Source organism: Rhodococcus sp. OS5, assembly GCF_056837585.1.
In genome coordinates this window covers 2,572,752-2,598,299 of sequence record NZ_CM166368.1, presented here as the reverse complement: position 1 = coordinate 2,598,299, position 25,548 = coordinate 2,572,752, and the positions used below count along the sequence as shown (strand labels likewise).

Below are 25,548 nucleotides of genomic sequence, written 5' to 3'. Positions count from 1 at the left end.
ACTACTTCTTGGGCAGCTTGAGCTGGGAGAGATCGATGCCTTCCAGTCCGGGCGGCAACTGATCGAGACCCTTGGGCATGTTCGACAGGTCGGGCATACCGGCCGGCATTCCGCCGGGCATACCCGGGAATCCGCCCATGCCGGGGAATCCTCCGCGCATCTTGGGCTGCGTCGGGCCCTTGCCGCCCTTCTTGCCCTTCTTGCCCTTCTTGCTGCGAACCTGCTTACGCGCGCCGGGCATACCCATACGGCCGGCCATGGCAGCCATCATCTTGCGGGCTTCGAAGAAACGGTCCACCAACTGGTTGACGTCGGAAACCTTGACGCCCGAACCGTTCGCGATGCGCAGTCTGCGTGAGGCGTTGATGATCTTCGGATCGTCGCGCTCGGCCGGCGTCATACCGCGGATGATGGCCTGAATGCGATCGAGTTGCTTCTCGTCGACGTTGGCAAGCGCGTCCTTCATGCCGCCTGCACCCGGCAACATACCGAGGAGGTTGCCGATCGGGCCCATCTTGCGGACGGCCATCATCTGATCGAGGAAGTCTTCGAGGGTGAGCTGACCGGAACCGATCTTCGCTGCGGTCGCTTCGGCCTGATCGGCGTCGAACACCTGCTCGGCCTGCTCGATGAGGCTCAGGACGTCGCCCATGCCGAGGATCCGGCTGGCCATGCGATCGGGATGGAAGACGTCGAAGTCTTCGAGCTTCTCGCCGGTGGACGCGAAGAGGATCGGCTGGCCGGTGACCTCGCGGACGCTCAGCGCGGCACCACCGCGGGCGTCGCCGTCGAGCTTGGTGAGGACGACACCGGTGATGCCGACTCCCTCACGGAAAGCGTCGGCCGTGCTGACCGCGTCCTGACCGATCATGGCGTCGAGGACGAAGATGGTCTCGTCCGGGTTGACGGCGTCACGGATACCGGCGGCCTGCGCCATCAGCTCCGAGTCGATACCGAGGCGACCGGCGGTGTCGACGATCACGACGTCGTAATGCTTGTTGCGTGCTTCTTCGACGCCGGCGCGGGCGACCTCGACGGGGTCGGCTGCGGAAACGCCCAGTGCGTTCTCGCCGCCGCCGATGGAGGTGCCGGGGTGCGGCGCGAAGACTGCGGCGCCTGCACGCTCACCGACGATCTGAAGCTGAGTGACGGCGCCGGGACGCTGAAGGTCACAGGCGACGAGGAGGGGCGTGTGCCCCTGATCCTTGAGCCACTTGGCCAACTTTCCGGCCAGCGTGGTCTTACCGGAACCCTGCAGACCGGCCAACATGATGACCGTCGGCGGCGTCTTGGCGAACTGCAGTCGACGAGTTTCGCCGCCGAGAACCTCGACCAGTTCTTCGTTGACGATCTTGACGACCTGCTGAGCCGGGTTCAGTGCACCCGAGACCTCGGCGCCCTTGGCGCGTTCCTTGATCTTGGCGATGAAGCTGCGCACTACGGGAAGCGCGACGTCGGCCTCGAGCAGGGCAAGGCGGATCTCGCGGGCCGTAGCGTCGATGTCGGCGCCGGACAGACGACCCTTGCCACGCAGATCCTTGAGAGATCCGGTCAATCTGTCGGAAAGGGATTCGAACACCGAGTGCGCTCCTGAAGGTCGTGCGAGTTAGCCGTGGATATTCTCGGGCACCAGCCTAGCCGCTACGCCCGCACCGATCCCAGCCGATGCGGGCGTAACTGCCGAAACCGGTCCGTCAATCCTCTTTCTTCTTGGGTTGTGGCACCGGAACCACCGCCAGCACCGCCTCCTCGACACGCTCTCGCGCCGCGCGGGTATCGGCCTCACCGAAGTCGAGGCAGAACGCGTCGACCACCGAGGAACCCAAGGTGGCGACCTTCGCCCACCGGATGTCGGCTCCACTGTGTTCGAGTGCTGCGGCCAGTCGGCAGAGCAGGCCGACGCGGTCCTCGGTACGCAATTCGAGGATCGCCTGACCGTCACCGGGCGCGTCGAACCAGATGACCCGCGGTGGCGCCTGCGCATAGAGCACTGGAACCGCGGAATCCTTGTTGGTCTGGATCGGGTCGTCCCACTGCTCTGCCCGTGCCTCCTCGTCCTTCGCGTCGAGAAGTTCGAGCAAATTCAGTTCACCGGCCGAAGCCCGGATCAATTCCTGCCGGAGCAGCACCGCCTGCGGGGGTGTGCCGAACCTCGGCGTCACGACAAACGAGTTGACCGCCGAACCTGCATGCGACCCCAGCGATGCGGAATGCACCCGCAAGGACTGCAGCGCCAGAACTCCGGCAGCCCGAGACAGCAGCCCGGGAGCGTCGGGCGCGATGACGGTCACGACGTAGGTGTGCGCATTCTCGGCCGGAACGAGCGAGACGTGAACCCCGCCCTCCTCGGCGATGGCCAATTGCTCGGGAGCGAGTGGATCGGGTTGCGGGAGCTCCTCCCCTGCCATCAGCAAACGACAACGACGCACCAGCTCGCCGATCAACGACGACTTCCAGTCGCCCCAGACACCAGGCCCGGTGGCCAGCGAATCCGCTTCCGCCAACGAATGCAGGAGATCGAGAAGGGTCCCGTCTCCCTCGAGTGCGTCGACCACTCGCTGCACCGTTGCCGGATCGTCGAGGTCGCGACGGGTGGCGGTTTCCGGCAACAGCAAGTGGTAGCGCACCATCGCCGTCAACGTCGAGACGTCGGAAGGCCAGAGTCCCAAGCGATTTCCGATCGCGGTGGCCAATTCGGCACCGACGACGCTGTGGTCTCCCCCTCGCCCCTTCCCGATGTCGTGGATCAACGCACCGAGCATGAGCAGATCCGGCCGAGCGACGCGAGTGGTGAATCCGCTTGCATACGCGGCGGTTTCGACCAGGTGCCGATCCACCGTCCACGTGTGGACGGCGTCGCGCGGCGGAAGATCGCGAATGGTCCCCCACTCCGGCAGGAGTCGACCCCAGAGCCCGGTCCGGTCCATCGCCTCGATCACCGGAACCGCACGCGATCCCGAACCCAGCACGACCAAGAGATCGTTGACTGCATTTTTCGGCCACGGCTCACGCAATTCGGGGGCGTTGTCGGCCAGGCGATTGAGCGTCGACGCGGAGATGGGCATGCCGTTGGTGGCCGCCGCTGCCGCGACCCGCATCACCAGACCGGGATCCTTCTTCGGTCTCGCATCGCGCGCCAGAACTACTTCGCCGGCATGCTCGACGACGCCCTCGTCCAGTGGTCGTCGCACCGGCGCGCGACGCAGCCGCGACAAACCACGCCGGGGCAAGGAGTTTCCGGCGGTACGGATACCGACGTCGACCGAATAGCTGATGGTGCGCGCCGATTCGCTGAGAAGGCGGGCCAGATCGAATCGATCACCGATCCGTAGCGCCGCACCGATCTCGTCGGCGTCCTGTGCTCGCAGTTGGTCGCGGGCGCGACCGGCAACGCGGTGAAGTTCGGTGCGCACGTCGAGCAACCGCCTGTGCGCAAGTGCCAGACCGCCGCCGGGCGAGTTGGGTCCCAGCCCCGGCATCCCGTCGGTCAATTGCGCGATGGACAGGGCGTTGAGCAGTTGGACGTCTCGCAGCCCGCCACGACCGCTCTTGAGATCCGGTTCGGCGCGATGGGCGATCTCGCCGCTGCGCTCCCACCTCGTACGGGTCTGGGTGATCAATTCGTCGAATCGGCTGCGGATGTCCATGCGCCACTGTCGACGGACACCACTGATCAGCAGGTTGCTCAGCTCCACATCGCCGGCAATGTGGCGTGCTTCGAGCATTCCGAGTGCCGCCGTCATGTCGGTGGCCGCAACCTGAAGCGCCTGCGGAAGCGTCCGCACGCTGTGGTCGAGTTTGATGTGCGCGTCCCACAGCGGGTACCACAGGCTGTCCGCGACCTGGGCCACGACCGCCGGGTCCATGTCGTCATGCAGCAGAATCAGATCGAGATCGGAATACGGCAGCAGTTCGCGTCGGCCGAGACCACCCACGGCGACGATGGCAAACCCACAATCCGGTTTGATGCCCAGTTCGGTCCCCTTGGTGGTCAACCAGAATTCGTGCAGATCGACCAGTGCATGTCGCAGCGCGGGGGCGTCGAGCCTCCTGTTCTTGACGCCTCCGGTGAGTAGGGCCTTGCGTGCGCGGGCCAGGTCCGCAGCTTCGTCGGATCCCCCTGACGAGACCGGCCCTGGCCCCGTCGCTTTCGCGACGGAACCAGGGCCGAAGTTCTCGGACCCTTTCGGGTCAGAGTGCATCGCCACCGCGTTCCCCGGTGCGAACCCGGATGACCGACTCGACTGGCGAGACCCACACCTTGCCGTCACCGATCTTGCCGGTTCGAGCGGCCTCGACGATCACCTCGACCACCTTGTCCACGGCCGCGTCGTCGACGACGACCTCGACCCGGACCTTGGGTACGAAGTCCACGGAGTACTCCGCGCCTCGGTACACCTCGGTGTGGCCCTTCTGTCGGCCGTAGCCCTGAACTTCGCTGACTGTCATACCCAGCACTCCGGCCTGCTCGAGTCCGGTCTTGACGTCCTCGAGCGTGAACGGCTTGACGATTGCTGTGATCAGCTTCATGTGCTCATCCCTTTCCAAACTCTGAAGTGCTTGAATTCACTTTAATCACGTGCTGATCACGCGAGGTCGTATGCGGTCTCTGCGTGTTCGGTCTCATCGATGCCGCGTGCCTCGTCCTCGGCCGAGATTCGCCAGCCCAGGGGCTTGAGTGCGAAGCCGATGATCGTCGTCAGAACGCCGGTGAAGACGAGTGCTGCGAGTGCGATCACGATCTGAACCACCAGTTGCTTGTAGTCGCCGCCGTAGAAGAGGCCGGTTGCGGTGCCGAAGAATCCGATACCGATCGTGCCCCACAGGCCGGAGACAAGGTGAACACCGACGACGTCGAGCGAGTCGTCGAAGCCGAAGCGGAACTTCAGGCCGACTGCGAGAGCGGACAGGATGCCGGCTACTGCGCCGAGGAAGATGGAACCGACCGGGTTGAGCGCACCGGCAGCAGGGGTGATGGCGACCAGACCGGCGACCGCACCGGAAGCTGCGCCGAGGCTGGTGGCGTGGCCGTCACGAATACGCTCGGTAGCGAGCCAGGCCAGGACTGCGGCACACGTCGCGGTGGTCGTGTTGACCCAGGCGAGACCGGCGTTACCGTCGGCGGCGAATGCCGAGCCGGCGTTGAAGCCGAACCAACCGAACCAGAGGAGTGCGGCGCCGAGCATCACGAAGGGCAGGTTGTGCGGACGGAAGGCGGTCTTGCCGAAGCCGAGACGCTTGCCGACGATGAGTGCGAGGACCAGACCGGCCATACCCGCGTTGATGTGAACGACTGTGCCACCGGCGAAGTCGATCGGAGCGACGTTGGCGACGGTGACTCCGTCGTCGTTGACCGTGGTGCCGAAGAGCTTTGCCGCGATGCCGTCCTCGGAACCCGAGAGGAGTCCGCCACCCCACACCATGTGTGCGAGCGGGAAGTAGACGACGGTGACCCAGATACCCGAGAACAGGAGCCAGGTGCCGAACTTGACCCGCTCGGCCAGGGCACCACTGATGAGGGCGGTGGTGATGATCGCGAATGTCACCTGGAACGCGATGTCGATGACGTTGGGGTAGCCCCAGGCGCCGGCGATGAAGTTGCCGTCAGCATCGGTGATGCTGTTCTTGAGGCCGAAGAACTCGAACGGGTTGGCAAAAATGCCCCCGATGTTCTCGGTGCCGTAGGACATCGACCATCCCCACAGAACGTAGATGACGCCGATGACGGCCATGGCCCCGAAGGACATCATCATCATGTTCAGGACGGACTTGGACCGAGACATCCCGCCGTAGAAGAAAGCGAGGCCGGGTGTCATCAGCAAGACCAGAGATGCAGCCATCAGCATCCATGCGGCGTTACCGGAGTTCGCCAACAAATCGTCGGTACTCACTTACTACCTCCTAGTCGCACGTGCCGGGCAGCACGTCGTTAAGGAGAAGAGTGCTGGGCTGGTGTTTCGTCCATGGCGCTGTCGCGTTTCGCAGACGTGAACCAATTGCCCAAATTTGTTGCAAACAGGTTTCGCCAGGGGGTTCTACCAACCCTGTGCGCCTTTTCGGTAGTTCGCGCTACCAAAAAGGCGCACGGGGGCGTCAGCCCAGGAGGGCGTCGACGAACGCACCCGGCTCGAACGGCGCCAGGTCGTCGGCACCTTCACCGAGGCCGACCAACTTCACCGGCACACCCAGTTCATGCTGAACCTGGAAGACGATTCCGCCCTTGGCGGTTCCGTCCAGCTTGGTCAGTACGACGCCGGTGATGTCCACGACCTCCGCGAACACGCGAGCCTGCGCCAGTCCGTTCTGGCCGACCGTCGCATCGAGAACCAGCAGAACGTCGTCGACCGAGGCCTTCTTCTCGATAACCCGCTTGACCTTGCCGAGCTCGTCCATCAGACCGGTCTTGGTGTGCAGACGGCCGGCGGTGTCGATCAGGACCACGTCGACGCCGTCCGCGATGCCCCGTGAGACCGCGTCGAAGGCAATCGCAGCGGGATCGCCACCCTCCTTGCCACGAACAACTTCAGCGCCGACACGCTCGGCCCACGTCTGGAGCTGATCGGCGGCGGCGGCGCGGAACGTGTCCGCGGCACCGAGCACGACGCGACGACCGTCGGCGACGAGCACGCGAGCCAGCTTGCCGGTGGTCGTTGTCTTGCCGGTCCCGTTGACGCCGACGACGAGCAGAACAGCCGGGTGATCATCGTGCGGCAATGCGCGGATGGAGCGGTCCAGTTCGGGACGCAGTTCGGCGATCAACACCTCGCGCAGAAGGGCGCGGGCGGCAGCCTCGGTCCGGACGCTGCGGGCCGCCATCTGCTCACGAAGCTTCGTGACGACTTTTTCCGTGGTCGCGGAGCCGAGGTCTGCGATGAGGAGGGTGTCCTCGACTTCTTCCCACGAGTCCTCGTCCAGATCGCCGCCACCGAGCAGACCCAGCAAGCTCTTGCCGACTGCTGACTGCGAGCGGGAAAGGCGCCCGCGCAGTCGGTCCAACCGACCCTCGGTCGGGTCGATCTCGTCCAGCACGCGCGGTGCAGGCTCGACGGGTTCGGGAACGACAACAGGTTCGGGAACGACAGGTTCTTCGACAACAGGTTCTGCTACCGCTGGTTCTTCTACGACCGGCTTTTCGATTACCGGCTCTTCGACGGCGGCCGGCTTCTCCGCAACAGGTTCTTCGACAACCGGTTCCGCGACAGTTGGTTCCTCGATAACCGGTTCTTCGACGACAGGTTCTTCGACGACAGGTTCTTCGACGACGGGCGGCTTCTCGGCGACCGGAGGTGTCGGAACCACCGGAGGTGGCGCCGTTGCCGTCGACCCCTGACTGAAGTTGAACCCGCCACCGGCCTTGTAGCCGCCTGACTTGTCCTTCTCGGGGGCGCCGAGCTCCGGCTTCGTCTCGGGTGCCTTCAGCGATACCTGCCCCTTGCGGTAGCGCAGGAATCCGGCAACGAGAACGACGAGTAGTACGGCCGCTACAGCCGCGATGATGATCCAAGCCTGGGTAGTCACCGGCCCATTGTTTCAGGCTCCGACCCGGAAAGTGAGCAGGGCTTACGTCGAGGCCATGTCTTGACCGCGAAGTCGCTGCGAAATCACGGTGGTGATGCCGTCGCCGCGCATGCTGACGCCGTACAACGCATCGGCGATTTCCATCGTCGGTTTCTGGTGAGTGATCACGATCAACTGCGACTTCTCCCGCAATTGTTCGAAGAGTCCGATCAGCCGCCGCAGGTTGGTGTCGTCCAACGCCGCCTCGACTTCGTCCATCACGTAGAACGGGGACGGGCGTGCCCGGAAGATCGCGACCAGCATGGCCACCGCGGTCAACGACTTCTCGCCGCCCGACAGCAACGACAACCGTTTGACCTTCTTACCGGGCGGACGCGCCTCGACTTCGATGCCGGTGGTGAGCATGTCCGAGGGATCGGTGAGGACCAGCCGCCCTTCTCCCCCGGGAAACAATTTCTCGAACACTCCCACGAACTCACGCTCGACGTCGGCATAGGCCTCGGTGAACACCTGCAGAATTCGTGCGTCGACGTCTGCGACCACAGCAAGAAGGTCCTTGCGTGCGGTCTTGACGTCCTCGAGCTGAGTGGAGAGGAAGGTGTACCGCTCCTCGAGAGCTGCGAATTCCTCGAGCGCCAGCGGATTGACCTTGCCGAGGGTGGCGAGGTCCTTCTCGGCCCGCTTGGCGCGCCGTTCCTGAGTCGCGCGGTCGTACGGAAGCGGAGCGGGGGCGGTGACCTGCTCCCCACGCTCCTTGGCCTGCTCGTACTCCTCGATTTCGAGAGCGGTCGGCGGCAGTTCGACCTCGGGCCCGTACTCGGCGATCAGATCGTCGAGGCCGATACCGTACTGATCGAGGATCGACTCCTCGAGTTGTTCGATGCGCAGCGCTGCCTGTGCCTTCGCTACCTCGTCGCGGTGGACGGCGTCGGTGAGCGAAGCGAGTTGTCCAGTCAGTGCTCGGACTGTCTCGCGGACCTGATCCAGCTTGGCCGTGCACTCGGTGCGGGCCCGAGCCAACTCGTCACGGTGAGCAAGAGCCGCGGCGACGACGGTCTCGAGTTCGGCCGCCACACGCTGTCCCGATTCGGCCACGGCAGCTGCGACCTCCGCAGCGTGCGCCCTGGCGCGCAGAGCCCGTTCGGCGCGGATCCGCGCTTCTCGTTCGGCGGCCGCGGCGCGGCGAAGCGAATCAGCCTTTCCGCGTACGGATTCCGCACGCTCTTCGGCGGTGCGCACGGCAAGGCGAGCATCCATTTCGACGATGCGCACTTCGGCGAGCGCTGCTGCGGCCATTTCGCGATCGGCAGCGGTCGATTCCGCACCGTGTCCCGGTGCACTGCCGTCGGTTTCGGCGACGCGCAGACGTTCCTCCAGATCCGCGAGCTTTGTCAGCGACTCACCGCGGCCCTCCTCGGCACGCACTCGCTGGGCGGTCAACCGCTCGGATTCCGCGTGGGCGACTCGTGCTGCCTGCCCCAATCTGCCCAACTGCTCGTAGATGGCGGACATGGCAGCGTCCGACTCGTTGAGCGCGGCCAAAGTTTGCTCCGCGGTCTCGCGTCGAGCGGCCTGTTCGGCCAGAGCGCCGGACAGCGCAGCGTCGAGTTCCTCGGATCGGCTCTCCGTTGCCGCCAGTTCCGCTGCTGACGCGTCGATCGCCGCCTGCACCTCGAGCGTGCTCGGTTGCCGATCCGAGCCACCGATCATCCACCCCGAACCGTGCAGATCGCCAGAACGCGTCACTGCGCGAATTCCCTTGTGGTCAGCAACAACTCGAATCGCGTCATCGAGAGTCTCGACCAGGACGACGCCATCGAGGATGGCGGTCAATCCGGCACGCAACTCGTCAGGGCAGGCGATGACGTCGACGGCCGGACGACTACCCGGCGCGATCTCGGCCTCGCGCTTGATCGCCGGTTCACCGCTCACGATCAGTGATGCACGTCCACCGTCCTGATCGGCAAGTGCTGTGACAGCGGAGCGAGCAGAGTCCAGCGACTGCGCCACGACGGCGTCCGCCGCCGGCCCCATCGCGGCAGCGATCGCGGCCTCGTAGCCGGGTTCGACGTGAATCAATCCGACCAGCGAGGTGATGCCGTCGTCGCCGCGGTGTTCGAGCAGCCAGCCGCCACCGTCCTTGCGCTGCAAACCCATCGACAGTGCCTCGATGCGCGCCCGGAGCGAAGCGATGCGTTGCCCGCTCGTTTTTTCTTCCTCACGAAGCTCTTCGACGCGCGCGTCGATCATCTCGAGAGCCTCGATGGCGCGTTCGTGATTGGTATCGAGGCCGACTTCACCGGCGTCGAGGTCCCCGATGCTTTCTTGCACCGTGTCGAACTCGGCCTGTGCGGCATCGCCACGCAGACGAGCCTCGTCGATCGCGTCGGTCAGCCGAGACACTTCCGCGTCGACGGATTCGACGCGGGTACGCAGAGTGTCGACCTGACCGGAGAGTCGAGCAAGACCTTCACGGCGGTCGGCGACGGCACGAACTTCCGCCATGTGCGCCCGTTCCGCTTCTGCTGCAGCATCTTCGGTGGCTGCGAGCTGGTCCCGAGCAGCTTCCGACGCCGCTCGCGCGATTTCGACGCCTTCGAGGAGTTCGGCCTCCTCGGCAGCAAGACGTTCGGCGCGCGCCTCCATCTCGTCCGGGTCCTGGCCGCGGTTGCCGACGGGTTCGGAGTCGAGATGACGCGCACGCTCGCGGGCGATGCGCACAGTGGCGTTCACGCGTTCGGCAAGCGCGGAAAGCTGGAACCAACTCTGTGCAGCCGCTTCCGATCCCGGAGTCAGACGAGCGAGAGCTTGCTCCTGGCGCCCGAGTTCGAGGTTGGCCTCGTCGAGCGCAGCCGCCACCTGGTTGTGCTGTTCACGGGCCGCTTTCTCGTCCTGTGCCTGGTCGTTCAACTGGTTTCGACGGGTCACCAGATCGTCAGCGGCCAGACGCATCTTTGCATCACGCAGGTCAGCCTGGACCGTCTGTGCTCGCCGAGCAACCTCGGCTTGGCGTCCCAGCGGTTTGAGTTGCCGACGCAGTTCCGCGGTGAGGTCACTGAGGCGAGCGAGATTGGCCTGCATGGAATCGAGTTTGCGCACCGCTTTTTCCTTGCGGCGGCGATGTTTGAGGACTCCCGCGGCTTCTTCGATGAAGGCGCGTCGATCTTCGGGACGGGATTCGAGGATCGCGGCGAGCCGTCCCTGCCCGACGATGACATGCATTTCGCGGCCGATGCCGGAGTCGCTGAGCAGTTCCTGGACGTCCATCAGACGGCAGGACGAGCCGTTGATCTCGTACTCCCCCGCGCCGTCGCGGAACATGCGGCGCGTGATCGACACCTCGGAGTACTCGATCGGGAGCGCCCCGTCGGCGTTGTCGATGGTCAAGGTCACCTCGGCGCGGCCCAGCGGCGCGCGGCCGGAGGTGCCGGCAAAGATGACATCTTCCATCTTGCCGCCGCGCAGGGCCTTGGCGCCCTGCTCGCCCATCACCCAGGTCAACGCATCGACGACGTTGGATTTACCCGAGCCGTTCGGGCCGACCACACAGGTAATTCCCGGCTCGAACCGAAGAGTCGTTGCCGACGCAAAGGATTTGAATCCCTTGAGTGTCAGACTCTTGAGGTGCATGGGGGGAAACTTTACCGCCAAACAGGTCAGCGTTCGACGAACCCTGTCAGGTCGCCCCTGGCGGTGTCCCAGCTGTCGACCACGAGATCCACCGTGCCCGGGGTAGTGCCGGAGCGCAGCAGCTCCACCAATCGCTCGAGCTGCGTGCGTTGGCCTTCCGCCACGACGAGCACTCGACCGTCACGCTGATTGGACGCATATCCGATCAATCCGAGTTCGAGAGCGCGGGCCCTGGTCCACCACCGGAACCCGACGCCTTGAACGTATCCGTGAACCCACGCCGTCAACCGCACAGGCGCTGCTTCAGCCATGACGCTCAGCCCGCCACACGTTCGAGACGGTGAACGTCACCCAGGAATCCGGTGGTGTAGAGCGCGTTGGGATCCCAGCCCGGTCCGGCGCCGAACTTGACCGCAGATGTGAACGGCAGACCCGAGGCGATCTCACACGAAGATCCCGAATCCGGATCGACGCGAACAACTTTGCCGCCGGCATTGAATGCGACGTACAACGCGCCGTCCGGTCCGACGGTCAGATCGTCCGCCATGTTTGCCGGACCGAACCCGGGGAGCGTGATCGTTCGCACCGGCCCGCCCAGATCGTTTGCGTCGAGGATGTGGACGGCGGTGACCATGTCGAAGGTCGTGCTCACGTAGATCGTCGAACCGGAGCGTGCGAGGCCGTCGACGGTGCCGAGGTCTTCACGAACGATCGAACTGCTTCCGTCACTGTTGACGACCGTGAGCCCCGGCCTGGCGAGTGTGCGGGCAGTGAGGAAACGGTTATCGTCCAGCTGCACAAGCCCGTTCGGCATCACCAGACCGTCGGCGATCGTTGTCACCGACCCGTCTGCGACGTCGACCTTGCGGAGGCTGCCGTCGGCGATTCCGAACAGTCCCGAGACAGTCGAGTTGCCCGTGGTGAAGTACACGGATCCCTCACGCGCGACCAGACCGCCAGGTCCGGTGACGTCACCGACCAAAGTTGTCCGTGTTCCGTCCGGCGCCACTTTCAGCAGTGCACCCGGCCCGATCAGAGCCGACTGCGACAACACCATCGATCCGTTGCCGTCGAATTCGAGGTTCTCGAGCATTCCGGCACCAGTCGTCACGACGCTCGACGTCCATGTGCCGCAACTACCGGCCGAGCCGTCGGCCGGGACCGAGGCCTGCGCTGGAGCACTCAGCGCCACAACGGAACCCAGTGCGATCGCAGCGACAACGCTGCCGGCGCGGAACATCAGGCTTCCGTGTCGAACGACAGAGTGACCTTGGTTCCGGCCTTGAGCGTGCGCCCGACCGTGCATACCTTGTCCACGGAACGCTCGACGAGAGTGATGAGGCGCTGCTGTGCCTCGGCATCCAACTCGCTGAGATCGAGCTCGAGGACCTCGTCGAGCTGCGGGTAGACTTCGTTTTCACGATCGGCGGCTCCGGACACTCGGACCGTCGCGTCGTAGTTGTCACCGAGCCGGCGCGAGATCGGGAAGTCGGAGCTCATCCCCGTGCATGCGGCCAGTGCAATTTTGAGGAGTTCGCCGGGCGTGAAGACTCCTGGCACCGATTCGGAGCCGATGAGAACCTCTGCGCCGCGCGAACTCTTGCCGGTGTAGAGGCGGGTTCCGGTTCGTTCGACCCAAAGCTCCGTGTGAGCCGGGGCGGTTGCAGTGGTGTCGGGAGTCTGTTCAGCCATGACGCAATCTTGCCACTCCGCCGAACCGAAGGGGCGGGAGACCTAGGCGATTCGCCGTGCCCTCGGGGTCGGCTGGCACCGCGGGCAACTGAACGACGATCGATTCATGAACTTCTCACGCTTGATCGGCGCGCCGCATCGCGGGCACGGGAGGTTTTCCTGCCCGTACGCCGACAGCGACCGGTCGAAGTAGCCCGATTCCCCGTTGACGTTCACGTAAAGCGCGTCGAAGGACGTACCGCCCTGATCGAGCGCTTCACCCATCACCGAGTGTGCCGCGGTCAACAGTTCTCGAAGTTTGGGCCTGGTAAGCGTTTCGGCGATTCGGTTGCCGTGAATCTTGGCGCGCCACAATGATTCGTCGGCGTAGATGTTTCCGATTCCGGAGACCACCGTCTGGTCGAGAATCGCGCGCTTGATCTCGGTGTGCTTGCCCCGCAGGACTTTCACGACGGATTCGAGATCGAACGCCGCATCCATGGGATCGCGGGCGATGTGCGCCACCGACTCGGGCAGCATCGTTCCGTCGACCTCGACGAGGGGTGAAATCGACCAGCCACCGAAGGTCCGCTGATCGACGAATCGAAGATCGGCCCCGGAATCGAGGGCCAACCGAATGCGTAGGTGCTTTTCCCAGTCGACTGTCGGGGGTTGGACCAGCATCTGTCCGCTCATCCCGAGATGAACCACCAGTCCGACACCGGCAGGCTCGAGAACCAGCCACAGGTACTTGCCGCGACGCTCTGCCGAAGCGATGGTCTGCCCGGTGAGTTGGCCGATCAAGTCCTCGGAACCGAGAATGTGGCGCCTGATCGCGCGGGGATGGAGTACCTCGACGGCCTCGATCGCCGCACCTACAGCATGAGACTGTAGGCCGCGGCGAACGACTTCGACTTCGGGAAGCTCAGGCAAGAGTGAACTCAGCCGGCAAGATCAGGCGTGTCGTCAGCAGCGACTGCGGTAGCAGCGGCATTCTCCGACATCGTCTTCCATGCCGAACTTGCTGCCTTCTGCTCGGCTTCCTTCTTGGAACGACCGACACCGACACCCAAGGGTTTGCCACTGATGAGAACGGTGGCCGTGAATTCCTTGTCGTGATCGGGTCCTGTGGCGGTGATCTCGTAAACGGGAACTCCGGCACCGTGTTCTGCGGTCAGTTCCTGCAGACTCGTCTTCCAATCCAGACCCGCGCCCAGAAGCGGTGCGCGAGTGAGTAGATCGTCGAACAGATCGAGGACGACGCGTCGCGCAGTCTCGATGCCGTGCTGCAGGTGGATGGCGCCGAGAATCGACTCCATACCGTCGGCGAGAATGGACGGCTTGTCACGGCCGCCCGTCATTTCCTCGCCCTTACCCAGCAGCAGGTGTGCTCCGAGTCCACCTTCACCCAGAGTCCTGGCAACCTCGGCGAGTGCATGCATGTTGACCACGCTGGCACGGATCTTCGCCAGATCACCTTCGGATTTGTCCGGGTGGGACAGGTAGAGATTTTCGGTCACCGTGACGCCGAGAACGGAATCCCCGAGGAACTCGAGGCGCTCATTCGTGGGCAGTCCGCCGTTCTCGTACGCGTACGAGCGGTGCGTGAGAGCCAGGGTCAGAAGACCGGGCTCTATATCTACGCCGACAGCGGCGAGGAGCTTGTCGTGATTGCCCTCGCCGCCGGCGGCTGAAACTGTATTTTCGCTCGTCATAGTCTTTCTCCGGGGAGAACTAGACAGCAGCGGTTACCTGGCGGCCCTTGTAAGTACCGCATGACGGGCATGCGATGTGGGGAAGGGTCTGCTCGCCACAGCCACGGTTGGGGCAGGTAACGAGGGTGGGCACAGTGGTCTTCCACTGGCTACGACGCGACCGCGTGTTGGATCGCGACATTTTGCGCTTGGGGACAGCCACTTCTACTTCTCCTCGGCTTCGGTGATCACAAGATTTTCGCTGGTGTTTGATTCCACGCCAAATTTGGCCGCGAGACCAGCCCAGCGAGGATCAAGTATGTCATGCCCATGCCCAGATTCCGCAATCGCCAGGCGAATGCCACATTCTGAGCACAATCCCAGGCAATCGTCACTGCACAGAGGCTGGAGCGGAAGCGCCAGCCCGACTGCATCGACGATGACCGGTTCGAGGTCGATTTCGTCGTCTTCGACCGCGTAGACCTCTCCCTCTTCCGTCGTCTCCTCGGTGGTGCTGTCCGGGTAAGCGAACAACTCCGTGAGATAGATGTCCACGGTGTCGGTGAAAGGTTCAAGGCACCGCGAGCATTCACCCTTGGTGGGTGCGTGCACGTTTCCGGTGACGAGAACGCCTTCGGACACTGCTTCGAGACGAAGATCGAGATCTATGTCCGCGCCCGCTTCGATCGCGATCAGATCGAGACCGATACGGTTCGGGGACTGAATTGTTCTCTCGACGGTACGCATCGACCCTGGACGACGACCGAGCTTGACCGTGTCCAGCAAAAATCCCGCATCACTTGACTGATGCGACGAACTACGACGATGCGTTGACAAAGAGAACTCACCTAACTGTTGAAACTGGTATGGGCAACCACTCCACAATACGGCAGCTACAAGGCAAATCCCAATTCGATCCACGAAAAAGTGGGCCGCCCCATATCGGACGACCCACCCTCGACTGACTTGTCTGCTCTATCGGCGCCGCTCGGAACGACGATCGTCGTCCTGGTAGTCGGGAACTCCCGAACCCGTTCGAAGCTGTTGACGACCACGCCCGACCGACCGAACGGTCCCGGTGAGGAACTCTTCGAACTCGGCCAACTTGGTGTCCACGTACAGGTCACACTCCGAACGCATCCTGTCGGACTCGGCATGAGCGGCGTCGATCACTCGCGCGGATTCCGCGTGAGCGGACTGGACAACCTCGGTCTGCGACACCAGACGAGCCTGCTCCGCCGTTCCCTCCGCCACCGAATGTTCGTACGAGGCCTGGCCGGACTCGATCATCCGATCGGCCTCGGCACGCGCCCGTCCGGTGACGGCCTCGTACTCACGACGGCCGTCGGTGACGGTCCGTTCCGCTTCTGCTTCGGCGTCCTCGACCAACTGATCGGCGTGCGCACGCGCTTCGGCAACCATGCGATCGGCCTGAGCCTTGGCATCGGACAGAATCCGGTCGGCGTCGTCGCGTGCGTTCTCCACAGTCGAGGTTGCCTCGGCATTGGCGCTGCTGACCGTCTTCTCAGCGTTTGCTCGCGCGTCACCGACCAATTTGTCGCGATGATCGAGGACGTCCTGAGCGTCGTCCAGCTCGCTCGGAATTGCGTCCCGGACGTCGTCGAGTAGCTCGAGTACGTCACCGCGAGGCACAACACACCCTGCGGTCATGGGAACACCGCGCGCCTCTTCGACAATTGCGACCAGTTCGTCCAGTGCCTCGAATACGCGGTACACAAGCAACCCCAATCTCTACCGGCCGAAATCGGCCCACATCGTCACCGGTCCACTCGGACCTGTGCCCGTTCCTGTCCAAGTTTGCCGGAAGAACGGCCAACGGGGTGTCGTCGTGGTCGGTGTGTCGGGGATCAGCTGTTTTCGGCTGCTCGCTCGGCGATACGTGCGAGTAGCCGAGAATGCACTTTGGCCGGCAACATGTCGGAGACGTCGCCGCCGAAAGTCGCGACTTCCTTCACCAGAGAACTCGACAGGTAGCTGTACGTCGGATTCGTGGCGACGAACAGTGTGTCGACGCCCGTGAGCTTCTGATTCATCTGAGCCATCTGCAGCTCGTAATCGAAGTCGTTCGCGCCGCGCAGACCCTTGACGATCGCGCTGAGGCCTTCTTGTTTCGCGTAGTCGACCAACAATCCGTGCCACGACGTGACGCGAACGTTGGGCAGGTGACTCGTCGCGTCTTCGAGCATCTCGATCCGCTCGTCGATCGTGAACATGCCACGCTTGCTCTTGTTGATCAGCACGGTGACCACGACCTCGTCGAATTGCGCAGCAACTCTTCCGATTACGTCGAGGTGACCGTTGGTCACAGGGTCGAAGGATCCGGGGCAGACGGCGCCAGTCATGAGTCCAGACCGTAGCAGGTGGCCAGCTCGATGCGGGCTTCACCGTAGTTCTTGGCCTTGATCGGCTCGTAGCCCTGAGGCCACACGGTCTCCGGCGAGCGCGACGATCGTTCGAGTACCACGATCGTGCCCTCCCCCACCCATTTGTTGGCCTGCAGATCGGTGAGCATGGACACGACGGCCTCGTCGGTTACCGCATACGGTGGGTCCGCGATCACGATGTCGTATTCACGCGCGCTCGGACCCGAGACCACGGCCGCAACCGGAGCGGCGCGAACCGTCGCCCCAGGCAACGCGACAGTGCCGATGTTCGCCTTGATGACGGCAGCAGCCTTGGCATCCGATTCCACGAGAACAACGTGCTCGGCTCCCCGCGAGAGCGCCTCGAGGCCGAGAGCACCCGAACCCGCAAAGAGGTCGAGAACCGCGCACCCTTCGAGATCGATGCGCGCTTCGAGAGCACTGAACAGCGCCTCACGAACCCGATCCGACGTCGGACGGGTGCCGCTCGGCGGGACTCGCAGGCGTCGACCGCCCGCGAGTCCCGAGATGATGCGTGTCACTCTGCGGCGCTCTCCCCCGTCGAGACGACTACCAGCAGGTCTCCACCCTCGACCTGTTGGACGGCGCTGATCGCGATCCGAGAGACGACGCCGGCGCGCGGCGAGGTGATCGCCGCTTCCATCTTCATTGCTTCGATCGTGGCCACGGTGTCGCCGGCCTCGATCTTCTGGCCTTCCTTCACCGCGAGCGTCACGACACCCGCGAACGGTGCCGCCACGTGGCCCGGGTTGTTCTTGTCGGCCTTCTCCGCCACCGGTACGTCACTGGCAATGGAGCGATCGCGGATCGAGACCGGGCGCAATTGGCCGTTCAGGATGCACATGACAGTGCGGTAGCCGCGCTCGTCGGGCTCGGAGATCGCTTCGAGACCGATGATCAGCTCAACGCCGGGAGCCAACTCGACGCGGTGTTCGTCGCCGCGCCGCAAACCGTAGAAGAACTGGTTCGCCGAAAGCCGCGACGTGTCACCGTACTTCTCGCGGTGTTCGAGGAATTCCTTTGTCGGGCCGGGGAACAGCAGACGATTCAGCGTCGCCTGACGGTCCTTCGACGAGCCCTCGAGCAGCACCTCGTCCTCAGCGGACAACGTCGCTTCGGGCTTGGCCTGGCCACGTCCTTCGAGTGCCTTGCTGCGGAACGGTTCCGGCCAACCACCGGGAGGCGTACCGAGTTCACCGCGCAGGAAGCCCACCACGGAGTCGGGAATGTCGAACTTCGCCGGATCTGCGGCAAACTCCTCCGAAGGCACGCCGGCGCCGACAAGGTGGAGGGCGAGGTCGCCGACGACCTTCGACGACGGCGTCACCTTCACGAGATGCCCGAGCATGCGGTCCGCGTCGGCGTACTTGGCTTCGACCTCTTCGAACCGGTCGCCGAGACCGAGAGCAACGGCCTGGGTCCGGAGATTGGAGAGCTGGCCGCCCGGAATCTCGTGCGTGTACACACGTCCCGTCGGCGCCGGCAGTCCGGATTCGAACGGCGCGTACACCTTTCGCAGCGCCTCCCAGTACGGTTCGAGGTCGCACACGTTCTGCAGGTTCAGTCCGGTGTCGAACTCGGAGTGCGCAGCGGCGGCAACGATGGCCGAGAGCGCAGGCTGACTGGTGGTTCCGGCCAGTGCCGCCGAAGCACCGTCGACTGCGTCGGCGCCCGCCTGCCACGCGGCGAAATACGTGGCCAACTGTCCACCGGGGGTGTCATGCGTGTGGACGTGAACCGGAAGATCGAAGTTGCTGCGTAGCGCCGTCACGAGCTTGGTGGCCGCCGGAGCGCGCAGCAGGCCCGCCATGTCCTTGATCGCGAGCACATGAGCGCCCGCATCGACGATCTCTTCTGCCAACTTCAGGTAGTAGTCGAGCGTGTACAGCGTTTCGTTCGGATCCGACAGATCGCCGGTGTAGCTCAACGCCACCTCGGCGAGAGCCGTTCCGGTCTCACGCACCGCGTCGATGGCAGGGCGCATCTGGTCGACGTTGTTGAGCGCGTCGAAGATTCGGAAGATGTCGATGCCGGTGTCGGTGGCTTCCTGAACGAATGCGCGCGTGACCTTTTCGGGATACGGCGTGTAGCCCACCGTGTTTCGACCGCGAAGAAGCATCTGGAGGCAGATGTTGGGAATCGCCTCACGCAGTGCGGCAAGCCGGTACCACGGATCCTCGTGCAGGAAGCGAAGTCCCACATCGTAGGTCGCGCCGCCCCAGGCTTCGATCGAGAGCAGTTCCGGCGTCAACCGCGCAACGTGCCCCGCTACTCCGAGCAGTCCGCTGGTTCGAACTCGCGTGGCCAACAACGACTGGTGCGCGTCACGGAAGGTGGTGTCGGTGACGCCGACTGCCTTCTGCTCACGCAGTGCCTTTGCGAAACCTTCGGGGCCGAGTTCGAGCAGGCGCTGACGGCTACCGGCAGGAGGAGGCGTCGAAAGATCGATCTTGGGCAGCTTGTCCTGCGGGTACACCGCCGAGGGCCGCTCACCGTGAGGCTTGTTGACCGTCACATCCGCGAGGTAGGTCAGGATCTTCGTGCCGCGGTCTGCCGAAGAACGCAGAGTCAGCAACTGAGGACGTTCCTCGATGAAGGAGGTCGTCACACGTCCGGCCCGGAAGTCCGGGTCGTCGAGAACCGCCTGCAGGAACGGAATGTTGGTCGAGACACCACGAATGCGGAACTCGGTGACCGCGCGGCGAGCTCGCGCCACAGCGGCTTCGAGGTCGCGACCGCGACAAGTGAGTTTGACCAGCATGGAATCGAAGTACGCTCCGACCTCGGCGCCGAGTGTGGCGCCACCGTCCAAGCGGATACCGGCTCCGCCCGGGGTGCGGTACGCGGTGATACGGCCGGTGTCCGGGCGGAATCCGTTTGCCGGATCCTCGGTCGTGATGCGGCACTGCAGCGCCGCGCCGCGAAGCTTGATCGTCTCCTGTGACAGACCAAGTTCTGCAAGCGTCGAACCGGACGCGATCTTGAGCTGCGACTGGACCAGGTCCACGTCCGTCACTTCTTCGGTGACGGTGTGCTCGACCTGAATTCGCGGGTTCATCTCGATGAAGACGTGGTTGCCGCGCTTGTCGAGAAGGAACTCGACGGTGCCCGCGCACGTGTATCCGATCTCCTTCGCGAAGGCGACGGCGTCGGCACAGATCTTGGCGCGCAACTCTTCGGAGAGATTGGGCGCCGGAGCGAGCTCGATCACCTTCTGGTGGCGACGTTGCAGCGAGCAGTCACGCTCGAAGAGGTGGATGACGTTGCCCTGCTCGTCGGCGAGGATCTGCACTTCGATGTGCCGGGGGTCGATGACGGCCTGCTCGAGGAAGACCGTCGAATCGCCGAAGGCCGATTCCGCTTCGCGCGCTGCGGCTTCGATCGATTCCTTGAGTTGTGAGCGCTCCGCAACGCGGCGCATTCCGCGCCCACCGCCGCCTGCGACAGCCTTGACGAAGAGCGGGAAGGTCATGTCCTCGGCGGCTGCGAGCAACTCGTCGATGTCCGCTGACGGCTCCGAAGACGCGAGCACCGGGAGACCGGCGGCCTTTGCCGCTGCGATGGCCCGAGCCTTGTTTCCGGTCAACTCGAGGATCTCGGCGGACGGGCCGACGAACTTGATGCCTGCCTCGGCACACGCCGCCGACAAGTCCGGGTTCTCGGAGAGGAAACCGTAACCGGGGTAGATGGCGTCGGCTCCGGCGCTCTTGGCGGCGGCGACGATTTCCTCGACCGAGAGATACGCGCGAACGGGGTGACCCTTCTCCCCGATCTGGTAGCTCTCGTCTGCCTTGAGACGGTGGATCGAATTCCGATCCTCGTACGGGAACACCGCGACGGTTCCGGCACCTAGTTCGTAGGCGGCGCGGAAGGCACGGATCGCAATTTCGCCGCGGTTCGCGACGAGCACTTTGGAGAACATTCGAGAAAACTACCCCGATTTCATCTTGCGTCTACATGCGGAGTCTCATATTTCGGACTGAATCGAGAAACCAACCCGGCGGTCCTCGTGCTATTCGATTTCAGCTTGTCGTCATACCCTTCACGACTTCTCGAGGTACTCGATCCGGTCGGAGTCCAGGGCGGCGGTCACCATGGAAGCGAGGGCGGGATGACCGTCGAGCGACGGATCGGAGTCGACGATTCCCTGAGCGAACTCCCTGGCGGACTCGAGGATGTCTCCATGGGCCATGAGGGAAAGCAGCCGCAGATTCGAGGTTGTGCCCGACTGCGCCGCACCGAGGATGTCTCCTTCACGTCTGGTCGCGAGGTCGAGTTGAGCCAGTTCGAACCCGTCGTTGGTCGCTGCCACCGCCGAGAGCCGCTCGTACGCCGGCCCCCCGGGATTGCTTCCGGTGACGAGGATGCACAGGCCCTGGTGTTTCCCTCGACCGACGCGGCCACGCAACTGATGGAGCTGACTGACGCCGAACCGCTCGGCGTCGACGATCACCATCACCGTCGCGTTCGGAACGTCGACACCGACTTCGACAACGGTCGTACAGACGAGGACGTCGATGTCACCGACGTTGAACGCGCTCATCACCACGTCCTTTTCGTCGGAAGGCAGTCGACCGTGCAGCAACCCGACTCGCAGATCGGCCAGCGGACCACTCGACAACTCTTCGAAGACGTCGACCGCCGACTTGGTCTCGGGCTGCTTCTCCTCGGTGAACTGGTCTTCGCCTGCACCCTGCTCGCCGTCACCGATCCGCGAGCACACGACATACGCCTGACGGCCGTCGGCTACGTCCTCACGGATTCGTTCCCATGCGCGATCGACCCACTGCGGCTTCTGCTTCGCGGGCACGACACTGCTCTTGATCGGGGTTCGCCCACGTGGAAGCTCTCGCAGGGTCGAGACCTCGAGGTCGCCGAGCACCGTCATGGCGATGGTTCGCGGAATCGGCGTTGCCGTCATCACCAGCAGATGCGGACTCAGTCCTTCACGGCCACGTGATCGCAACTGATCACGTTGCTCGACGCCGAAGCGGTGTTGCTCGTCGACGACAACCATGCCGAGGTTGAAGAACTCGACGTTGTCCTGAATGAGCGCATGGGTACCGATGACGATCCCGGCGTCGCCGGTCACGGCTTCGAGCAGCGCTGCGCGCTTCGCAGCGACTGGCAGCGAGCCGGTAAGAAGGGCGATACGGGTGGAATGTTCGGCAGAACCGAGTTCACCACCTGCAGCCAGCGAGCCCATCATCTTGCGCAGTGATCGCGCGTGCTGATTTGCCAGGACCTCGGTGGGTGCGAGCAATGCGCACTGATAACCCGCATCGACGACCTGCAGCATCGCGCGCAGAGCCACGATCGTCTTGCCTGACCCGACCTCGCCCTGAAGAAGGCGGCTCATCGGGTGTGGGCGGGCAAGGTCGGTGGAGATCTCCTCCGCGACTGCTTGCTGTCCCTCCGTCAGAGTGAACGGGAGCATCTCCTCGAACTGGTCCGCGATCCCGCCGGCGACCGGAGCGCAGGCCGGAGCCACACGCTCGGAATTGTCGTGACGACGCATCGCGAGGACCAACTGCAGAGACAGCGCCTCGTCGAAACGCAGACGATCCTGTGCTCGTTCGATGTCTTCCTTGGTATCTGGCAGGTGAACGGTGCGCAGCGCCTCGTCCAAACCGATGAATCCGTGCTCGGCCCGAGTCTCGGCGGGCAACGGCTCCTCGATCGGATCGAGTTGGTCGAGCACTTGCCGCACGCACCGCATGATGGTCCAGCTCTCGACCTCGCGGGTCGCCGGGTACAGCGGGATCAACGCGCGGTCGAAGACGGACAGATCGAGTTCGGCGCCGGGATCCTGATTTGCGCGAGCCAGGCCCGCAAGGTCACCGGCTCCCTTGATGGATGCAAGCGGAACTACCGACTCCTCTTCGCCGACACGAGGTTCCGGGAGAATCAGGTAGCTCGGATGAGTGAGAGACCACTTGCCGCGGAAGTACTTCACCGTCCCGGAGAACATCGCCCGAACGCCGGGCTTGATGACGTGCCGCACCTTCTGCGGGTTGAAGAACGTGACGTCCACGGTCTGCGAATCAGTCGCCAGCGATACTCGCAACATCTGCCCCGGACGGTTCTTCATCTTCACGACGGCCGCCGACGCCACCCGCGCGATGATGGTGATGTGCTCACCCTCGGGCGGCTCCTTCTCGGCAAGCTCCTTGCCTGCCGACGCGTACCGGTGTGGGTAGTGACGCAGCAGGTCCTCGACGGTGCGGATCTCGAATGCCTCGTCGAGCGCGTCCGCGGTCTTCTTTCCCAGCAGCCGATCGAGTGGGTCGGCGAGCGTCGCCATCAGTTCCTCCAGCACAGTGTCGCGGTAAGCACATGTGTTCGTATATCAGCAGTCACCGACAGACCCGGTTCGATCACTCCACACCCAACTGGAACAGGTCACCCGGCTGATCACCCTGATAGACGAGCACGTCGACGCCCGGGTGGTGCGCGACGACGTGCGCCTCGAGCTGCCCGGCCAGGTCGTCCGGCGCGTCTGCGCCCATGAGTAGGGTCACGAGTTCGCCACCGGATCCGAGCGCGAGGTCGACCAGTCGCGCACTCGACTCCGCGACGTCGGGACCGATGAGCACCACCTCGTGCCCCATCAGACCGATCGCGTCACCCGGATCACATGTCCCGACGTAGGTCAGCGAACGCTCGACCGCGATCCGCAACGATCCCCATCGCGTGGCGGCCGCCGCCTCGGACATCGTGAAGCCGTCGTCGGCGACGTTGCGCTGAGGGTCGTGAACGGCAAGTGCTGCCAGGCCCTGGACCATCGACGACGTCGACAGCAGCAGAACCTGGTGAAGCGGATCGCGTGCAGCAGCACTGACTGCGACGAGTTCCTGAGCGGTCAAGGCGCCGTTCGGCAGCACCAGAACTTCGCTGCGTTCCATCTGACGAATGCGGCCGAGCAGTTGTGCGCGTGTCACCGGCGCATCGTCGCACCGAAGAACCGTCGCACCCTCACTCTCGAACAACGCCGCCGCGCTGTCACCGGCAACGACGGCCAGTACGCCGCGCGCGCCGGCCCCGGGGAATCGCCTCTCCGCCCGTGCCACCAACTGGTCGCGTTCGTCGACGAGAAAACTGCTGATGCGAATACCGTGCACCTTCCCGGCCTCGAGGCCGGCTTCCACGGCTGCACCGGCATCGCAGCAATGCACGTGCACCGACCAGCCGCCGAAACCGTCGCTGACGATGACCGTCGAATCTCCGAGGACGGACAGCCGCGTGCGCAGCGCCGTCATGCGATCGTCGTCGGAGTCGTCGACGAGGTACATGACCTCGAAATCCTGTTCCGAGTGATCACCACATTCGATCGGGCTCTTGTGAGCCCAATCGTGATCGAATGCGCTGACGTCGACAACTGCGCTCGACCTCGGGTCCGGCGTCCCCAGATCTTCGCGAACCTGCGGCTTCCCGGTCAGCACCTCGACAAAGGCGTCGAGGATCAGAACCAGACCGAATCCCCCGGCATCGACCACCCCGGCGGACGCGAGAACGTCCAGTTGCTCCGGCGTCTTGTTCAGTGCGACCGCAGCGGCGTCGGCAGCGGCGGCAACCACGGATGCAAGATCCTCGCCGCTCGGTGTCCTGGTGTCGACGCACTCCTGCGCTGCTACTCCCGATGCGCGCAATACCGTGACGATGGTGCCTTCCACCAGATCGGAGACAGCCCGAGAGGCCAGCGTCGTCGCCGTGGTCAGCGAGTTCGCGAAGCTTCGGCCGTCGATGTGCTCACCTTGAACGCTCTCGGCGATGCCCCGGATCACCTGGGAGAGGATCACTCCGGAATTACCGCGAGCACCGGACACGGCGCCCCGAGCCAGAGCGTTGGCGACGCGGCCCGCACTGCGGACGTCGTCCTCGATCGTCTCAGCGGAATCGAGTGCAGCCCGCATCGTGAACAGCAGATTGGTGCCGGTATCCGAATCAGGGATGGGAAAGACGTTGAGGTTGTTGATCTCACCGCGACGTTTCTGGAGGCTGTCGACCGCCCGGCGGGCCCAGCGCCGCAGCAGATGTCCGTCCGCGACGGATTCCGCTTCTTCGGCGACGCGTTGCACTTCCCCCACTGACGGTTCCCCTCGACGATGGAAAGACTGACGATGAAAAAGAGATCGGTGATCGGTGCAGTCGAGGGTAGTCCGACGCTTCTGCGCAACCGTCATTACCGGGCGGTTTGGCCATTCGGGCCGGAAGCGGTTACTCTTACACGGTTGCCTCGAACGGGCTACACGAAATAATGCTGCACTTTGTTTGTTGCTGATTGACTGTTTTCACGTTCGACTGCACAGTGAGCGGTCAAGGATCGGTTCGAAGTCGAGTATATTCGGATTGTAATTCTGGCTGCCCTACCGTGTAGGGTAACCACTTCAATATTCATTTCTAACAAGGAGTTCGCGACTATGGCTGCCGTCTGCGACGTATGCGCCAAGGGGCCCGGCTTCGGTAAGTCGGTCTCGCACTCGCACCGGCGTACCAATCGTCGCTGGAACCCGAACATTCAGTCTGTTCGTACCGAGGTTGCCCCGGGTAACACCCGTAAGGTCAACGTGTGCACCTCCTGCCTGAAGGCAGGCAAGGTCGCTCGGGGCTGATTGCCCGAGCACAAACTA

20 protein-coding genes are annotated in these 25,548 nt (G+C 63.9%); 1 reads left to right on the top strand and 19 read right to left on the bottom strand.

The genetic code is table 11. The annotated features are described in order from the left end of the window. Window position 1: 1 nt before the first annotated feature. The 19 genes from ffh to ACVZUB_RS12165 all read right to left on the bottom strand — a co-directional run bounded on the left by ffh (window position 2) and on the right by ACVZUB_RS12165 (window position 25,005). Window positions 2-1,579 carry a signal recognition particle protein gene (ffh, locus tag ACVZUB_RS12255; protein WP_003942713.1) on the bottom strand — a complete coding sequence of 526 codons (1,578 nt, stop codon included), beginning with the start codon at window positions 1,577-1,579 and terminating at the stop codon, window positions 2-4. 115 nt (window positions 1,580-1,694) lie between these two features. Further along, on the bottom strand, window positions 1,695-4,202 hold the full coding sequence (locus tag ACVZUB_RS12250; RefSeq protein ID WP_482628442.1) for a [protein-PII] uridylyltransferase: 2,508 nt from the start codon (window positions 4,200-4,202) through the stop codon (window positions 1,695-1,697). After that, window positions 4,192-4,530 carry a P-II family nitrogen regulator gene (locus ACVZUB_RS12245; protein WP_003942772.1) on the bottom strand — a complete coding sequence of 113 codons (339 nt, stop codon included), beginning with the start codon at window positions 4,528-4,530 and terminating at the stop codon, window positions 4,192-4,194. Before ACVZUB_RS12245 ends, ACVZUB_RS12250 begins: the two co-directional genes overlap by 11 nt. Before the next feature lie 56 nt (window positions 4,531-4,586). After that, window positions 4,587-5,846, bottom strand: a complete 1,260-nt coding sequence (locus ACVZUB_RS12240) for an ammonium transporter (protein ID WP_042450902.1) — start codon at window positions 5,844-5,846, stop codon at window positions 4,587-4,589. Window positions 5,847-6,093: 247 nt separating this feature from the next. Further along, entirely contained in the window at window positions 6,094-7,518 is a 1,425-nt protein-coding gene (ftsY, locus tag ACVZUB_RS12235) for a signal recognition particle-docking protein FtsY (RefSeq protein ID WP_063316584.1), read from the bottom strand. 42 nt (window positions 7,519-7,560) lie between these two features. Next, window positions 7,561-11,148, bottom strand: a complete 3,588-nt coding sequence (gene smc / locus ACVZUB_RS12230) for a chromosome segregation protein SMC (protein ID WP_482628441.1) — start codon at window positions 11,146-11,148, stop codon at window positions 7,561-7,563. 26 nt (window positions 11,149-11,174) lie between these two features. Continuing rightward, window positions 11,175-11,459 (bottom strand): acylphosphatase, encoded by a 285-nt coding sequence (locus ACVZUB_RS12225; RefSeq protein WP_007729313.1) that lies wholly within the window; start codon window positions 11,457-11,459, stop codon window positions 11,175-11,177. Window positions 11,460-11,464: 5 nt separating this feature from the next. Continuing rightward, entirely contained in the window at window positions 11,465-12,388 is a 924-nt protein-coding gene (locus ACVZUB_RS12220) for an SMP-30/gluconolactonase/LRE family protein (RefSeq protein ID WP_042450824.1), read from the bottom strand. After that, window positions 12,388-12,840, bottom strand: coding sequence for an OsmC family protein (locus ACVZUB_RS12215; protein WP_003942740.1), 453 nt, complete (start codon window positions 12,838-12,840; stop codon window positions 12,388-12,390). The genes ACVZUB_RS12220 and ACVZUB_RS12215 overlap by 1 nt, the downstream gene beginning before the upstream one ends. A gap of 42 nt (window positions 12,841-12,882) precedes the next feature. Then, a complete protein-coding gene (gene mutM / locus ACVZUB_RS12210; protein ID WP_003942752.1) occupies window positions 12,883-13,752 on the bottom strand; it encodes a bifunctional DNA-formamidopyrimidine glycosylase/DNA-(apurinic or apyrimidinic site) lyase in 870 nt (289 codons plus the stop codon). A gap of 8 nt (window positions 13,753-13,760) precedes the next feature. Further along, on the bottom strand, window positions 13,761-14,534 hold the full coding sequence (rnc, locus tag ACVZUB_RS12205) for a ribonuclease III (protein WP_003942759.1): 774 nt from the start codon (window positions 14,532-14,534) through the stop codon (window positions 13,761-13,763). A 19-nt stretch (window positions 14,535-14,553) separates the two neighbouring features. After that, window positions 14,554-14,736: a 50S ribosomal protein L32 gene (rpmF, locus tag ACVZUB_RS12200; protein ID WP_007729318.1), complete on the bottom strand. Its 183-nt coding sequence runs from the start codon at window positions 14,734-14,736 to the stop codon at window positions 14,554-14,556. 2 nt (window positions 14,737-14,738) lie between these two features. Beyond that, window positions 14,739-15,299: a YceD family protein gene (locus ACVZUB_RS12195; protein WP_007729319.1), complete on the bottom strand. Its 561-nt coding sequence runs from the start codon at window positions 15,297-15,299 to the stop codon at window positions 14,739-14,741. Between the two features lie 189 nt (window positions 15,300-15,488). Then, window positions 15,489-16,250: a DivIVA domain-containing protein gene (locus tag ACVZUB_RS12190; protein ID WP_003942696.1), complete on the bottom strand. Its 762-nt coding sequence runs from the start codon at window positions 16,248-16,250 to the stop codon at window positions 15,489-15,491. 131 nt (window positions 16,251-16,381) lie between these two features. Then, a complete protein-coding gene (gene coaD, locus ACVZUB_RS12185; protein WP_003942776.1) occupies window positions 16,382-16,876 on the bottom strand; it encodes a pantetheine-phosphate adenylyltransferase in 495 nt (164 codons plus the stop codon). Next, window positions 16,873-17,439, bottom strand: coding sequence for a 16S rRNA (guanine(966)-N(2))-methyltransferase RsmD (gene rsmD / locus ACVZUB_RS12180; RefSeq protein WP_030535425.1), 567 nt, complete (start codon window positions 17,437-17,439; stop codon window positions 16,873-16,875). Before rsmD ends, coaD begins: the two co-directional genes overlap by 4 nt. Beyond that, window positions 17,436-20,840: a pyruvate carboxylase gene (locus tag ACVZUB_RS12175; RefSeq protein ID WP_003942675.1), complete on the bottom strand. Its 3,405-nt coding sequence runs from the start codon at window positions 20,838-20,840 to the stop codon at window positions 17,436-17,438. The genes rsmD and ACVZUB_RS12175 overlap by 4 nt, the downstream gene beginning before the upstream one ends. Window positions 20,841-20,960: 120 nt before the next feature. Further along, window positions 20,961-23,222, bottom strand: coding sequence for an ATP-dependent DNA helicase RecG (recG, locus tag ACVZUB_RS12170; RefSeq protein ID WP_083057529.1), 2,262 nt, complete (start codon window positions 23,220-23,222; stop codon window positions 20,961-20,963). Between the two features lie 73 nt (window positions 23,223-23,295). Continuing rightward, window positions 23,296-25,005, bottom strand: coding sequence for a DAK2 domain-containing protein (locus tag ACVZUB_RS12165; protein WP_083057458.1), 1,710 nt, complete (start codon window positions 25,003-25,005; stop codon window positions 23,296-23,298). Between the two features lie 333 nt (window positions 25,006-25,338). On the opposite strand from ACVZUB_RS12165, the gene rpmB reads away from it, so the two are divergent. Then, window positions 25,339-25,530, top strand: coding sequence for a 50S ribosomal protein L28 (gene rpmB, locus ACVZUB_RS12160; RefSeq protein WP_003942669.1), 192 nt, complete (start codon window positions 25,339-25,341; stop codon window positions 25,528-25,530). Window positions 25,531-25,548 lie beyond the last annotated feature (18 nt).

Coding starts and splice junctions, on each gene's coding strand:
- ACVZUB_RS12250 (WP_482628442.1), bottom strand. CDS start 4,202: ATGCACTCTGACCCGAAAGGGTCCGAGAACTTCGGCCCTGGTTCCGTC.
- ACVZUB_RS12245 (WP_003942772.1), bottom strand. CDS start 4,530: ATGAAGCTGATCACAGCAATCGTCAAGCCGTTCACGCTCGAGGACGTC.
- ACVZUB_RS12240 (WP_042450902.1), bottom strand. CDS start 5,846: ATGCTGATGGCTGCATCTCTGGTCTTGCTGATGACACCCGGCCTCGCT.
- smc (WP_482628441.1), bottom strand. CDS start 11,148: ATGCACCTCAAGAGTCTGACACTCAAGGGATTCAAATCCTTTGCGTCG.
- ACVZUB_RS12225 (WP_007729313.1), bottom strand. CDS start 11,459: ATGGCTGAAGCAGCGCCTGTGCGGTTGACGGCGTGGGTTCACGGATAC.
- ACVZUB_RS12220 (WP_042450824.1), bottom strand. CDS start 12,388: ATGTTCCGCGCCGGCAGCGTTGTCGCTGCGATCGCACTGGGTTCCGTT.
- ACVZUB_RS12215 (WP_003942740.1), bottom strand. CDS start 12,840: ATGGCTGAACAGACTCCCGACACCACTGCAACCGCCCCGGCTCACACG.
- rnc (WP_003942759.1), bottom strand. CDS start 14,534: ATGACGAGCGAAAATACAGTTTCAGCCGCCGGCGGCGAGGGCAATCAC.
- coaD (WP_003942776.1), bottom strand. CDS start 16,876: ATGACTGGCGCCGTCTGCCCCGGATCCTTCGACCCTGTGACCAACGGT.
- ACVZUB_RS12175 (WP_003942675.1), bottom strand. CDS start 20,840: ATGTTCTCCAAAGTGCTCGTCGCGAACCGCGGCGAAATTGCGATCCGT.
- recG (WP_083057529.1), bottom strand. CDS start 23,222: ATGGCGACGCTCGCCGACCCACTCGATCGGCTGCTGGGAAAGAAGACC.
- rpmB (WP_003942669.1), top strand. CDS start 25,339: ATGGCTGCCGTCTGCGACGTATGCGCCAAGGGGCCCGGCTTCGGTAAG.